We start from the raw sequence: 12,790 nt of genomic DNA on the forward strand, positions 1-12,790 counted from the left end.
TGCCCCGATGCTGTCAGACCAGGACCCCCGCGTGACCCCCTATTCCGGGTGCCACCGCCGGGAACTGGGGTAGGCAGCCGCCGCGCCGCCCGGGCATGTTGTGCGTCGAGACGATCGACACGAGGGGCTGGTGCCATGACAGCGGCCGTTGACCAATGGCGCCGGCAGGCTCTGGCCGCGCTGCGCCGATCGGGTGACGCCACCGAGACCACGCCGCTCGACCAGGTGGCGGACCTGCTGGCGACGCGGACCTACGACGGGCTGCGCATCGACGCGCTGCGTACGCCGCACGACCCCGCGACACCGCCGACCGGGCTGCCCGGCCGGTGGCCGTTCGTGCGAGGCACCCGCGTCGCGGGCGGGTGGGACGTGCGGCAGCGCCATGGCGGCGAGGAGCCGAAGGACGTTCGCGAGTCGATTCGCGACGATCTGGACAACGGCGTGACGTCGGTGTGGCTCGATGCCGATGCCGACGCCCTGCCGGAGTTGCTCGACGGTGTGGACCTGGGCCGGGCCGGCGTGACGCTGGACGCCGGCGCTGACTTCGCCGCGGCCGGTGCCGCGTTTCTGCGGCACCGGCCGGGGGACCGCGTCGGCGGGCTGGGCGCCGATCCGCTGGGCTGGCGTGCCCGTACCGGTGCGGAAGCCGACGTGCGCGCCGCTGCCGCGCTGGCGGTCCGGTGCGTGGCCGAGGCGCCGACGCTGCGCGCGATCACCGTCGATGCGACCGTCTACCACGAGGCGGGCGGCTCGGACGCGCAGGAGCTCGGCTGCGCGGCCGCCACCGGCGTCGCCTACCTTCGGGCGCTCACCGACGCGGGCCTGACCGTCGAAGACGCACTGCACCAGCTCGAATTCAGGTACGCCGCCGACGCCGACCAGTTCGCGACGATAGCCAAGTTCCGCGCGGCCCGCCGCATCTGGTCGCGGATCGCCGAGCTCTGCGCGGCCCCCGACGCGGGCGGCCAGGTGCAGCACGCGGTCACGTCGGCGGCGATGATGACCGTCCGGGATCCGTGGGTGAACCTGTTGCGCACCACTGTCGCCGCGTTCGCCGCGGCGGTCGGTGGCGCGGGCGCGGTGACGGTCCTGCCGTTCGACGATCGCCTGGGCCAACCGGATCCGGCGGCGCGGCGTCTGGCCCGCTGCACGCAGCTGGTGCTCCTCGAGGAGGCCCACATCGGCCGCGTCACCGACCCGGGCGGCGGTTCCCACTACGTCGAGCACTACACGCAGGAACTCGCCGAGGCGGGGTGGGACTGGTTCACGACCATCGAACGCGCCGGCGGCCTGGCGGCGGCGCTGGACTGCGGCCTGATCCCCGACCGGCTCGCCGCCACCCGGGCGCGGCGTGCGGAGAACATCGCCCACCGCCGCGACCCGATCACCGGCGTCAGCGAGTTCCCCGACCTGGACGACGTGCCGCCCGAACGGCTGCCGGCGCCGGCGCCGCCCGGCGGGGGCCTGCCCCGGTACTTCTACGCCGAGGCGTTCGAGCGGCTGCGTGACCGCGCCGACGCCCATCCGTCCCGGCCGGTGGTGTTCCTGGCGACGCTGGGCGCGCCGGCCGTGTCCGGGGCGCGCGCCACGTTCGCGGCGAACCTGTTCGCGGCGGGTGGAATAGCCGTGGTCACCGGCCCGGTCGAGGAGTTCGCCGCTTCCCGCACGGCCGTGGCCTGCGTCTGCGGGCCCGACGAAGCGGTACCGGCTGCCGTGGCCGCGCTGCGCGAGGCGGGCGCGAAACGGGTGTGGGTCGCGGGCGGCGATCTGCGGCAGGGGTGCGACGCCGTCGAGGTTCTCACCCGCTCGCTCGACGATCTGGGAGTGCGGCCATGATTGCGGACTTCACCACGGCGTCACTGGCCTCGGACCGCCGGGCGGACTACCCGCCGGACCCGCAGCCACCGCCCACGGAGCCGGCGTGGGATACGCCGGAAGGCATCGCGGTCGCGCCGCTCTACACAGGTGCCGAACAGCTCGACTCGTGGCCCGGGCTCGCGCCCTACCTGCGTGGCCCGTACCCGACGATGTACGTCAACCAGCCGTGGACCATCCGGCAGTACGCGGGCTTCTCCACGGCGCAGGAGTCCAACGCGTTCTACCGGCGTAACCTCGCCGCCGGGCAGAAGGGCCTGTCCGTCGCGTTCGACCTGCCCACCCACCGCGGCTACGACTCCGACCACCCCCGGGTGGCCGGCGACGTCGGCATGGCCGGCGTGGCGATCGACTCGATCCACGACATGCGGCAGCTCTTCGACGGCATCCCGCTCGACCGGATGAGCGTGTCGATGACGATGAACGGCGCCGTCCTGCCGATCCTCGCCCTCTACATCGTCGCCGCCGAGGAGCAGGGCGTCGCACCCGAGCGGCTGTCGGGGACCATCCAGAACGACATCCTCAAGGAGTTCATGGTCCGCAACACCTACATCTACCCGCCCGAACCGTCGATGCGGATCACCTCCGACATCCTCGCCTACACCTCGCGGCGGATGCCCCGCTTCAACTCGATCTCCGTCTCCGGCTACCACCTGCACGAGGCCGGCGCGAGCGCGGACCTCGAACTCGCCTACACCCTCGCCGACGGCGTCGAGTACCTGCGCGCCGGGCAGGCAGCCGGGCTGGACGTCGACGCGTTCGCTCCCCGGCTGTCGTTCTTCTGGGCCATCGGCATGAACTTCTTCATGGAGGTCGCCAAACTCCGCGCGGGTCGGCTGCTCTGGACCCGCCTGGTCCAGCCCTTCGGCCCCAGGGACCCGCGCTCGTCGAGCCTGCGCGCGCACTCGCAGACCTCCGGCTGGTCGCTGACCGCTCAGGACGCGTTCACAAACGTCATGCGTACCTGCGTCGAGGCGATGGCCGCCACCCAGGGGCACACCCAGTCCCTGCACACAAACGCCCTCGACGAGGCACTCGCCCTGCCCACGGACTTCTCGGCCCGCATCGCCCGCAACACCCAGCTGCTGCTGCAACACGAGTCCGGCACGACCCGCGCCATCGACCCGTGGGGTGGCAGCGCCTATGTGGAGCAGCTCACCCGGCAGTTGGCCGACCGCGCCTGGGAGCACATCAGCGAGGTCGAGGCGGCCGGCGGCATGGCCCGCGCGATCGGCGAGGGCATCCCGAAGCGGCGTATCGAGGAGGCGGCCGCCCGCACCCAGGCCCGCATCGACTCCGGCCGGCAGGCGGTGATCGGGGTCAACAGGTACCGGTCGGCGGCGGAGGGTCCGATCGACGTACGCAAGGTCGACAACGCGGCGGTACGGGCCGGTCAGGTGGCCGCGCTGCGCCGGCTGCGCGCGGAACGGGACCAGGACGCCTGCACCGCGGCGCTGGGCGCGTTGACCGCGGCGGCGGCCTCGGACGGCAACCTGCTCGCGCTCGCGGTCGACGCCGCCCGCGCGCAGGCGACCGTCGGGGAGATCTCCGCCGCCCTGGAGCAGGTCTACGGCCGGCACACCGCCCGCATTCAGACCGTGTCCGGCGTCTACGGCCGGGAGGCGGGCCCGTCGCCCGCCCTCGAACGGGCCCGCGCGGCCGCCGCCGCGTTCGCCGAGGCGGAGGGCCGCCAGCCGCGGATCCTGGTCGCGAAGATGGGCCAGGACGGCCACGACCGTGGTCAGAAGGTGGTCGCGACCGCCTTCGCCGACCTCGGCTTCGACGTCGACGTCGGCCCGCTGTTCGCCACACCCGCCGAGGTCGCCCGGCAGGCGGTCGAGGCCGACGTGCACGTGGTGGGCGTCAACTCGCTCGCCGCGGGCCACCTGACGCTGATCCCGGCCCTGCGCGACGAGCTGGCCGCCCAGGGCCGCCCCGACATCATGATCACCGTCGGCGGGGTGATCCCCGCTCAGGACCACGCCGCGCTGCGCGCGGCCGGCGCGGCCGCGATCTACCCGCCGGGCACGGTCCTCGCCGACGCCGCCGTCGACCTGCTCTCCACCCTCGGGCAGCGCGGCGGCCATGCCGGCCGACCTTGACGCCATGAGCGCCGGGGTGCTCGCCCGCACCCCGGCCTGGGTCGCCCGCGCCATCACCCTCGTCGAGTCCGCGCGCCCCGACCACCAGCGGCAGGCCCGGCAGCTACTCACCACGCTGGCCCCGCACGCCGGCCGGTCGCACCGCATCGGCGTCAGCGGCGTCCCCGGCGCCGGGAAGTCCACATTCATCGACAGCCTCGGCGGCGTTCTCACCGCCGCCGGGCACCGCGTCGCCGTGCTCGCCGTCGACCCCACCTCGCAGCGCTCCCGTGGCAGCGTCCTCGGCGACCGGACCCGGATGGCCCGCCTCACCGCGGACGCCAACGCGTTCGTGCGCCCGTCGCCGGCGCGTGGGACGCTCGGCGGCGTCGCCCGGGCCACCCGCGAGGCGATCGTGGTGGTCGAGGCCGCCGGCTACGACGTGGTCGTCGTCGAGACCGTCGGCGTCGGCCAGTCCGAGACCGCCGTCGCCGGCATGGTCGACACCTTCCTGCTGCTCGCCCTCGCCCGCACCGGCGACCAACTGCAGGGCATCAAGAAAGGCATCCTGGAACTCGCCGACGTCATCGCTGTCAACAAGGCCGACGGCCCGCACGCCGGCGACGCCCGCGCCGCGGCCCGCGAGCTGGCCGGCGCGCTGCGCCTGCTGCACACGCCGGCGCCGGTCGTCACCTGCAGCGGCCTGGAAGGTCACGGCGTCGAGGAGGTCTGGTCCCGGTTGCGCGCTCACCACGCGCACCTGCGCGCACACGGCGACCTGGGCAGGCGCCGGGAGGAACAGCAGGTGGACTGGATGTGGGCGGCCGCCCGGGACGCCCTGCTCGACCGTTTCCAGGCGGATTCCGCGGTACGCCACACCGCCCAGGCACTCGAGCGCCGCGTCCGCGACGGTTCGCTGCCGCCGGCCGCCGCCGCAGATCTGATAGTGGCGGCGTACACCGCCGAACCGGACTGATCCGCCGCGACACCGTCGACGGTTGCCGCGCACCGTGCGGGGCCGGCGCCACGAGCGCCGGCCCCGCCGTGGTCTACCCGCTCAGGCGCGGCGGTAGCTGCACTGGAAGGCGAAGTCGTCCACCCGCACGGCACCGCTGCCACCGAGCAGGGAGATCCGGACGAACACCTGGTTGGGACCGTTCGCGTAGCTGGCCACGTCATGCAGCCGCCAGGCGGTGTCGGTGATCCGGACGGTGCGCAGCGAGAGGTAGGTCCAGCTCGCCGGGTCGATCACCTCGACGTTGAGCACCGCCGACCCGCTGACCGCCCGGACGTAGAACCCGCCGCCGCAGGTCGTGGAGTGCCCGGCGGTACGCGGCCCCACGGTGAGCAGCTTGCCCACCCCGGACCAGCCGCCGGCCGAGGTCGTGAGAATGGCGTTGTTCCACCCGGAATGCGCCGTTCCGGTGCCCAGCTCGTAGGCTCCGCTCCCGGCCCCGGAGCGGTGGAACTCCCACACCGCCGCCGGATTCCCCTCGAACCCGTCGGTGTGCGTCCAGAGGTCGGCCTGGGCGGGGCCGACGGCCACGGTCAGGGCCACCGCCGTCGCCGTGACGGCCGCGGCGGTGAGGCGTGCGGCTCTGCTGAATGCGCTTCTCATCCCTGTCTCCTTCGCTCGTCGCCGTATGTCACGGCGCGCCGTAGATGACGACCTGGTATCCGGTGATCGCCTCGCCCACCGGCTGGTGCCAGGTGCGCGGCGTGGAGTTGCACTGGCTGCCGACCCGGTTGGCGTGCGAGTTCAGCCCGTACGCGGTGTTGCTGGCGAAGAGCGGTCCACCGCTGTCGCCGCCGAGGGTGCAGATGTTGGTCTCGACCATCTGGCGTACGGTGCCGCCGGTGCCGTTGACCGTCACGTTGGTCCTGAGTACGGAGCCGCACCTGAATCCGGTGGTCTTGCCCGAGTTGCAGACCGACAGCCCGGTCACGGCCGTCGCCCAACCGTGGATGCTGCGGGTTGTGTTGTTCCACAGGTTGATGACACCGGTCGCCCAGACCGACGGACCGTTCATCCAGATGAGGCCGTAGTCGTTCTCCGGATAGTTGCTCTCCAGCGACGGCCCGACGTCCTGCCCGTTGGGCAGTGTCCAGTGTGGGTAGCCCTGGGTGCAGTGGCCGGCCGTGATGATGTAGTTGAAGGTGTAGTCGGTGGCGGTGAAGCCGACCGAGCAGCCGCCCAACGCGTCCGCGCTGGAGATCCCGACGTTCGGCTGGATCTGGCCGGTGCTGGTCTCGAACCGCACCGCCGCGCCGAACTTGCGCGCCGCCGAGCTCTGCGCGGCGTTCTTCGCCCCCGACGCCGGCAGGCTCACCACCACCTGGTTGGTCGCCGGGTCCACCCCCCAGGTCGTGTTCGGTTCACTCGGGGCGGCCTCCAGCGTCCGCTGGATGGACTGGAGTTGCCGGTCGCCACGAGCGACGAGGCGCGCCTTCGCGCCAGCGGCGGTCACCTTCGCGGCGGCCGCGGCGTCGGTGACCGTGACGACGAGGTTGCCGTCGGACAGGTACGCGCCGCCCGAGCTGGCACCCAGTTCGGTGGTCAGCTGGTTGGCGAGTCGCACATTGGCGTTCTCGGCACTGAGCAGCTTCTCGGCGGCAGCGCGGCTGATGCCCCGCTGCGCGGCGATCGCCTCGGCCATGTCCGCCGCCCCGCCCGCCCGGTCCGTGGCGACGCCGCCGACGGTGGCCGGGGCCGCCCGGCCATCGGTGCGGGCCTGATCCGCCGCGCCCCCGGGCTGGGCCGTCCGGTCGGCCGGCCCGGCCGTCGCGGCAGTCGGGACGAAGGCCACCGACGCCACGACGGCGAGTGCCGTTGCGCGCAGGATTCTGCGGCTCGGTCTTTTCGTACGCGGATGGCGGACAACTCGTTCTGACATGCACCGCTCCCATCACGAGGGGACCTGTCGGCCGGGTCAGGAGTCGGACGGCCCGGACCGGACGGCAATCCTCGCAATCGCAAGGGGGCGCTGAGTGGGATGTTGGACGCGACTGGACAGGGCTGGACACCTGGCTCGACGGACGAGGTGACCGTGCCGCCCCGGCGATGTCCGCCGAGGCGGCACGGCCGCCGATATCCGAGCCGTGACGCCTACTCCTTCACACCGATGTTGTCGATCGGGGGAGCGCTGATCAACCGTCGGACGGGCCACACAGTGGTTGCCAGCGCCAGCAGTGTCGTACCGCCGAGCACCGCCACCCAACCGAGCGGCGGGACGTACGGGATCGGGCTGCCGGTCAGTCCGTTGACGACCGCGCTCAGGGTCAGTGCCGCGATCGTCGCGCCGATCAGCACCGCGGTGCCGAGCAGCCCGGCCTGTTCGGCCTGGACCATGCTCCGAATCTGACGGCGGGTGACCCCGACCAGTTGGAGCAACGCCAACTCGCGGCGGCGGGCCAGCGTGGCCATCACCATCGTGGTGGCCGCCGCCAACGCCGCGTACCCCACCATCACGCCGATCAGCAGCCGGTTCAGCCAGGCGCCGATTGCCATGTCGGTGCCGAGCAGGCGCGTCCGGGTGGCGGCGTCCACAACCTCGGTGCCCGGACGCCCAGCCGACCACGTGGCCAACGCGGTGTCGGCCTCCGGGCCGGCGCTCACCAGAACCTCGTCGTCGGTGTTCCCGGCCGTGTGCCCGGCGACCGTCTCGGCAGCCAGCGTGACGTCGCCGAAGCCGAGGCCACGGCCGTAGATCGCGATGACGTCCAACGTGACGGGTGTGCCGTCGCCCAGCCAGAGTTCCGCCTGGTCGCCGACCTCCCAGCCGGACGAGGACGCCTGCATCGCGGACAGGGCGACAGTGCCCGCCCGCAGGTCGGCCAGGTTGCCCTCGCGCACGGCGAGGTCCATGGTCGACGTGATGCCCGCCGGGTCGACCGACTGCGCGCTGACCGGCTCGATGCCGCCGAGCGCCCGCACCATCACCTGCGTACGGCGTACACCGGTGGCCGCCCGCACCCCGGCCAACTCGCGGACCTCCCGCGCCGCGTCCGCCGGCAGCCCACCCGGAGCGATGAGCACCCGCTCGGCGAGGGTTCCCGCGCTGCTCTGCGTGGTGGTCTGCCGTTCCAGGTTGTTCTGCAGGAACCAGACCGAGCCGCCGAACCCCACGGACAGCACGAGGGCGGTCAGGACGGTCGCCATGCCCTGCGCGTTGGCCCGCAGATGTGCCGCGGCCAGGTAGCCGCTGACCCGCCACACCCGCGGCAGCAACGGTGTGAGCAGGCGTGCCGCGTACGCGTTGATCCTCGGTGCGAGCAGCGCCACCGCGATGACGAACAGGTACAGCATGCCGACCGCGCCGGCCAGCGCCCCGGTCGAACCGGTGGCACCGAGCGTGAACGCCCCGGAGGTGCCGGCCGCCGCCAGCGTCAGCACGCCGGCGATCAGCCGCACCCGGCCGCTTCGTCGAGGCTCGACAGCGATCTCGCCGAGCGCCTCGATCGGCTTGATCCCGGTGACCCGGCGCGCGGCGAGAAGCGCGGCGAGCACCGCCACGAGGACCGCCGTACCGACCGCGGCCGGCACCGCGAACAGGCCACCGGCCATCGGGAAGCTGGCCGGCACGAACCCCCGCTCGACCAGCTCGCCGTGCACCCAGTGGGCCGCCAGCAGGCCGGCCGGGCCGCCGATCGCCGAGCCGATCAGGGCGAGCAACGCGGCCTCGGCGACCAGCATGCGGCGCACCTGCCCCGGCGTGGCCGCGACCGCGCGCAGTAACGCCAGGTCACGTCGACGGTGCCGGACGGACAGCCCGATGGTGCCGGCCACCACGAAGACGATCAGCAGGACGACGTACCCCCCGAAAGCCGAACCGGCCTCGATGAGCAACGTCTGGGCGGCCTGGTGCTCCGACTGCTCGACGGTCCCACGGTCCTTCCCGCCGTACGTCGTGGCGCCGGCCGCTGACGCGATCTCGCGTACCGCGCCGGGGTCGGCGCCGGGCGCCATCCGCACGCCGATCGCGTCCACCCGGCCCGGGTGGGCGGACAACCGGGCGGCCTGCGCGTTGGTGAAGAACACGGCCGCCGAACCGGTGTCGGCGGTGCCGCTCACCAGGTACGACCGCCCGACCCCGCCGACGACCAGGTCGATGCGGTCGCCGGGTGCCACGCGGAGACGGGTGTCGGCAAGCACCTCGTCGTCGGCCCGGGGCGCGGCGCCCGCGGTGATCTGACGACCGGTGAAGGCGTACGTGTCCCAGCCGTGTCCCACGGCAGCGGGTGAGCCGATCAGCACCCGATCGTCGCCGGTGACGGCCGCGACGCCCGGCACCTGGCGGATCCGGTCCACCAGGGCCGCGTCCACAGTGCCGCCCTCGGGCAGCGTGACGGTGCTCGTGGTGGTGTCGCCGCCGAACTCCTTGAACGTGTGGCTGACCGTGCGGTTGGCGACGACCACGTCGGCCGTGGCCCAGAGCCGTGGCTCGGCGCGGAAACGCAGCCCGGACTCGACGAGGGTGCCCATCGCCACCAGGATCAGCACGCCGGCGACGAGGGCGAGCAGCGTCGCGGTGGCGGGGCCGGCGCGGTGCCGCAGCAGGCGGGCGGCGAGGCCGATCATCGCAGGACCCGCCGATCCAGCGATGCCAGGTGCTCGGCGATACCGGCGGCGCCGAGCTGCGGCAGGTCGGCGACGATCGCGCCGTCGGCCAACACGAGCACGCGGTCCGCGTACGACGCGGCGATCGGATCGTGGGTCACCATCACCACGGTCTGCCCGTGTTCGTCGACGACCGCGCGAAGCAGCGTCAGCACCTCCGCCGCGGTCCGCGAGTCGAGGGCGCCGGTGGGCTCGTCCGAGAAGATCACCTCGGGACGGGTGGCCAGCGCCCGGGCGATCGCCACCCGCTGCTGCTGGCCGCCGGAGAGCGCGGCCGGCCGGTGGTGCAGTCGGTCGGTGAGGCCGACCCGCTCGACCACCTGGGTCAGCCAGGCCCGGTCCGGACGCACGCCGGCCAGGCGCAGGGGCAGCACGATGTTCTCCTCGACGGTGAGAGCGCCGATCAGGTTGAACGCCTGGAAGACAAACCCGATCCGGGTACGACGCAGCTCGGTCAGGCGGGTCTCGGACAGCCCGGACAGGTCGGTGCCTCCGATGACCACCCGCCCTGAGGTGGGCCGGTCGAGCCCGGCCGCGGTCTGCAGCAGCGTGCTCTTGCCGGAGCCCGAGGGCCCCATCACCGCGCTGAAGGTGCCCCGGTCGAAGGCGACGTCGATGCCCGCGAGCGCGGTCACCTGGTTACGGCCGGCGTCGTACACCCGGGTGAGGTGTTCGACGCGTACCGCCGGTTCGGTGCTCTGTCCCGGATAGTCCGGCATTCTGGTGGCCTCTCTCCGTGTCATCGGCAAGAACTGCGCGCACCAGAAACGCTAAAGACGTGCGAGAACGGCGACCATCCCGTGGACTGCCAGGTCCGGGTACAGCAGGCGCTACCGACGATCGCCGTCCAGGTAGCGCAGCACCGCGGTGACCCGGCGGTCGGCCTGGTCGTCGGGCGGAAGCTGAAGCTTCGAGAAGATGCTGCGGATGTGCTTGTGCACCGCGCCGTCGGTGACGAACAGCCGCTCGGCGATCGCGCTGTTGCCGAGCCCCTCGGCCATCAGCCCCAGCACCTCACGCTCACGCGGCGACAGCTCGCTCAGCGCCGTGTCCGTCCGGCGGTTGCGGGCGAGCAACTGCGCCACCACCTCCGGGTCGATCACGCTGCCGCCGTCCGCGACGCGGTGCAGCGCGGTGAGGAACTCCTCGACCCGGCCCACCCGCTCCTTCAACAGATAACCGAGCCCGGCGGCGCCGACCGAGAACAGGTCGGTGGCGAAGGCCTGCTCCACGTACGCCGACAGGACCAGCACCGCGAGGCCGGGCCGCCGCCGCCGGGCCTCCACCGCGGCCACGATGCCCTCGTCGGTGTGGGTCGGCGGCATCCGTACGTCCACGATCGCGACGTCCGGCGCGTGTTCGTCGACGGCGACCAGGAACTCGCCCGGAGTGCCGGCCGTGGCGACCACGTCCAGATCCTCCGCCCGCAGCAGCAGAGCCAACCCCTCACGCAGCAGCGGGTCGTCCTCGGCGATCACGATCCGCATGGCAGCTCCACGTCCATTCTCGTCGGCCCTCCCGGTGGGCTCGTCAGCGTCATCCGGCCGTCGTACGCCTCGACCCGCCGGCGGATACCGGTGAGGCCGGAGCCACGTGTCTCGTCGGCGTCGCCGTGCCCGTCGTCCGCGACGCACACCAGCAGCCGGCCGCGCTCGCGGCGCACGGCCACGTCCACCTGGCTCGCGCCGCTGTGCCGGACGACGTTCGTCAGCGCCTCGGCCACCACGAAGTACGCGGTGGCCTCGACCGAGGCCGCGCACCGCACCGCCACGTCCACCTCGAGTCGACAGGGCACCACACAACTGCCGGCCAGGCCCGCCAGCGCGCCGGCCAGACCCCGGTCGTCAAGCACGGGCGGCAGGATCCCGCGCACCACCGTACGCAGCTCGCCGAGTGCCTGTTCCGCGGCGTCCTGCGCCTGCCCGAGGATCTCGTCGGCGCGGTCCGGATTGCGGCGTACGGCCCGCCGCGCGGCGCCCAGCAACACGTTCACCGCGACCAACCGGTTCTGGGTGCCGTCGTGCAGCGACCGCTCGATCCGGCGCAGTTCGACCGCGTGGGCGTCCAGCGCCGCGGCGCGGGTGGCGGTCAGCTCGGCCACCCGCAGCGACAGGTCGACACCCGGCGGCGGAGGCAGCAGCAACCGGCCCGGCCACGCCTGGAGACGGGCCAGGACCGGGCTGAACCAGATCGCGGCGGCCAGCCAGCCCACCCCGAGCAACCCGACGACGAGTGCGTCGGGCAGTCCGTCGACGCGCCACCAGACGATCCCCGGCTCGCCGGCATCGGCAGGGAGCAGCCGGTAGTACAGCGGGAATGTGACGTACTGGACGGCAGAGAGGGGCAGCACGAGGCCGACCAGCCCGGTCACCAGGCCGACGAGCGAGGACAACCCGACCCAACCGAACTCCCGGCGGACGAAGGGATCACGCGTCGCCGTCCGCAACCCGGCCGGCACCGGCCCCGGCGTGGGGATCGGCTCGCCCCAGCGGGACAGCCGGGCCCGCTCGCGGTCGGCCACCGAGCGCACCGCCCGCAACGCGCCGGGTGCCGCCAGCAGCCCCACCCCGCCCAGGCAGGCCACCGCCACGATCGCCGCCCAGAGCAGCGCGCCCAGGGCCAGCGTGGCGGTGCCCAGCCCTCCGACGAGGTGCTCCAGGGCGTCGACCGACGCACGAACCCGGCCCCGCACGTACGCCATCGACCCACCTCCCCCGCCAACATAGGCCACCGTGGGCCCCGCCCGGCAACGCCCGGCACGGAAGGTACAGCCTGCTGTACCACTGTCGTCGAGCTGGCGGGATCGTTCCCGCCGCGCCGCCTGCCTAGCGTTGACGGAGTCGAGGAACGAACGCCCGAGGAGGCTGTCATGACCGACCCGTACCGCATCACCGAGGCCCCGATCGCCGCACCGAAGAAGCCGGGCGGTCTGCTGCGCCCGCTGCTGTGGCTGGTGCTCTTCGTCAGCGCGGCGGCCAACGTGGTGCTGTCGACCGCGGCGGACAACCAGTGGATCAGCTCGGCGTTCGGCCTGGTGGCGCTGCTCTGCGCGGTCGCGCTGATCGTCGACCATCGCCGTAACCGCGCGCGGGAGTCGTAGGGACGGCGGGCGATGTCGCCGCTCGGGAGCGAGGGGGGCGGGGGGCGGCGGCGCCCCCGCCCCCCCCCGGCACGCCACCCCGGGTGGCCCGGGGGGGGTGTGTGTAAAGGCACACCC

At 73.3% G+C, this 12,790-nt stretch carries 10 protein-coding genes; 4 read left to right on the plus strand and 6 right to left on the minus strand.

The features are described from left to right. Positions 1–135 precede the first annotated feature (135 nt). Genes ACGFH8_RS14075 through meaB form a run of 3 tightly spaced genes read left to right on the plus strand, consistent with a single transcriptional unit; the run spans position 136 to position 4,932 of the window. Positions 136–1,836 carry a methylmalonyl-CoA mutase family protein gene (locus ACGFH8_RS14075; RefSeq protein ID WP_393367136.1) on the plus strand — a complete coding sequence of 567 codons (1,701 nt, stop codon included), beginning with the start codon at positions 136–138 and terminating at the stop codon, positions 1,834–1,836. After that, positions 1,833–3,977 (plus strand): methylmalonyl-CoA mutase, encoded by a 2,145-nt coding sequence (scpA, locus tag ACGFH8_RS14080; protein WP_393367138.1) that lies wholly within the window; start codon positions 1,833–1,835, stop codon positions 3,975–3,977. The genes ACGFH8_RS14075 and scpA overlap by 4 nt, the downstream gene beginning before the upstream one ends. Positions 3,978–3,981: 4 nt before the next feature. Beyond that, positions 3,982–4,932 carry a methylmalonyl Co-A mutase-associated GTPase MeaB gene (gene meaB / locus ACGFH8_RS14085; RefSeq protein WP_393367139.1) on the plus strand — a complete coding sequence of 317 codons (951 nt, stop codon included), beginning with the start codon at positions 3,982–3,984 and terminating at the stop codon, positions 4,930–4,932. An 81-nt stretch (positions 4,933–5,013) separates the two neighbouring features. Here the strand turns inward: meaB and ACGFH8_RS14090 are convergent, their stop codons facing one another. The 6 genes from ACGFH8_RS14090 to ACGFH8_RS14115 all read right to left on the minus strand — a co-directional run bounded on the left by ACGFH8_RS14090 (position 5,014) and on the right by ACGFH8_RS14115 (position 12,274). Next, a complete protein-coding gene (locus ACGFH8_RS14090) occupies positions 5,014–5,574 on the minus strand; it encodes a hypothetical protein (protein WP_393367141.1) in 561 nt (186 codons plus the stop codon). Between the two features lie 28 nt (positions 5,575–5,602). After that, positions 5,603–6,850 (minus strand): S1 family peptidase, encoded by a 1,248-nt coding sequence (locus ACGFH8_RS14095; RefSeq protein ID WP_393367143.1) that lies wholly within the window; start codon positions 6,848–6,850, stop codon positions 5,603–5,605. Between the two features lie 212 nt (positions 6,851–7,062). Then, positions 7,063–9,534 (minus strand): FtsX-like permease family protein, encoded by a 2,472-nt coding sequence (locus ACGFH8_RS14100; protein ID WP_393367145.1) that lies wholly within the window; start codon positions 9,532–9,534, stop codon positions 7,063–7,065. Beyond that, on the minus strand, positions 9,531–10,292 hold the full coding sequence (locus ACGFH8_RS14105; RefSeq protein ID WP_393367147.1) for an ABC transporter ATP-binding protein: 762 nt from the start codon (positions 10,290–10,292) through the stop codon (positions 9,531–9,533). The genes ACGFH8_RS14100 and ACGFH8_RS14105 overlap by 4 nt, the downstream gene beginning before the upstream one ends. A gap of 111 nt (positions 10,293–10,403) precedes the next feature. Beyond that, positions 10,404–11,060 carry a response regulator gene (locus tag ACGFH8_RS14110; protein ID WP_393367148.1) on the minus strand — a complete coding sequence of 219 codons (657 nt, stop codon included), beginning with the start codon at positions 11,058–11,060 and terminating at the stop codon, positions 10,404–10,406. Continuing rightward, on the minus strand, positions 11,048–12,274 hold the full coding sequence (locus ACGFH8_RS14115; protein WP_393367150.1) for a sensor histidine kinase: 1,227 nt from the start codon (positions 12,272–12,274) through the stop codon (positions 11,048–11,050). Before ACGFH8_RS14115 ends, ACGFH8_RS14110 begins: the two co-directional genes overlap by 13 nt. 168 nt (positions 12,275–12,442) lie before the next feature. Between ACGFH8_RS14115 and ACGFH8_RS14120 the strand changes: the two genes are divergently transcribed. Beyond that, entirely contained in the window at positions 12,443–12,673 is a 231-nt protein-coding gene (locus ACGFH8_RS14120; RefSeq protein WP_393367152.1) for a hypothetical protein, read from the plus strand. Positions 12,674–12,790: the final 117 nt, after the last annotated feature.

Source organism: Micromonospora sp. NPDC049175 (genome assembly GCF_043197345.1).
GTDB lineage: Bacteria > Actinomycetota > Actinomycetes > Mycobacteriales > Micromonosporaceae > Micromonospora.

Coding starts and splice junctions, on each gene's coding strand:
- ACGFH8_RS14105 (WP_393367147.1), bottom strand. CDS start 10,292: ATGCCGGACTATCCGGGACAGAGCACCGAACCGGCGGTACGCGTCGAA.
- ACGFH8_RS14110 (WP_393367148.1), bottom strand. CDS start 11,060: ATGCGGATCGTGATCGCCGAGGACGACCCGCTGCTGCGTGAGGGGTTG.
- meaB (WP_393367139.1), top strand. CDS start 3,982: ATGAGCGCCGGGGTGCTCGCCCGCACCCCGGCCTGGGTCGCCCGCGCC.
- ACGFH8_RS14115 (WP_393367150.1), bottom strand. CDS start 12,274: ATGGCGTACGTGCGGGGCCGGGTTCGTGCGTCGGTCGACGCCCTGGAG.
- ACGFH8_RS14090 (WP_393367141.1), bottom strand. CDS start 5,574: ATGAGAAGCGCATTCAGCAGAGCCGCACGCCTCACCGCCGCGGCCGTC.
- scpA (WP_393367138.1), top strand. CDS start 1,833: ATGATTGCGGACTTCACCACGGCGTCACTGGCCTCGGACCGCCGGGCG.
- ACGFH8_RS14095 (WP_393367143.1), bottom strand. CDS start 6,850: ATGTCAGAACGAGTTGTCCGCCATCCGCGTACGAAAAGACCGAGCCGC.
- ACGFH8_RS14100 (WP_393367145.1), bottom strand. CDS start 9,534: ATGATCGGCCTCGCCGCCCGCCTGCTGCGGCACCGCGCCGGCCCCGCC.
- ACGFH8_RS14075 (WP_393367136.1), top strand. CDS start 136: ATGACAGCGGCCGTTGACCAATGGCGCCGGCAGGCTCTGGCCGCGCTG.
- ACGFH8_RS14120 (WP_393367152.1), top strand. CDS start 12,443: ATGACCGACCCGTACCGCATCACCGAGGCCCCGATCGCCGCACCGAAG.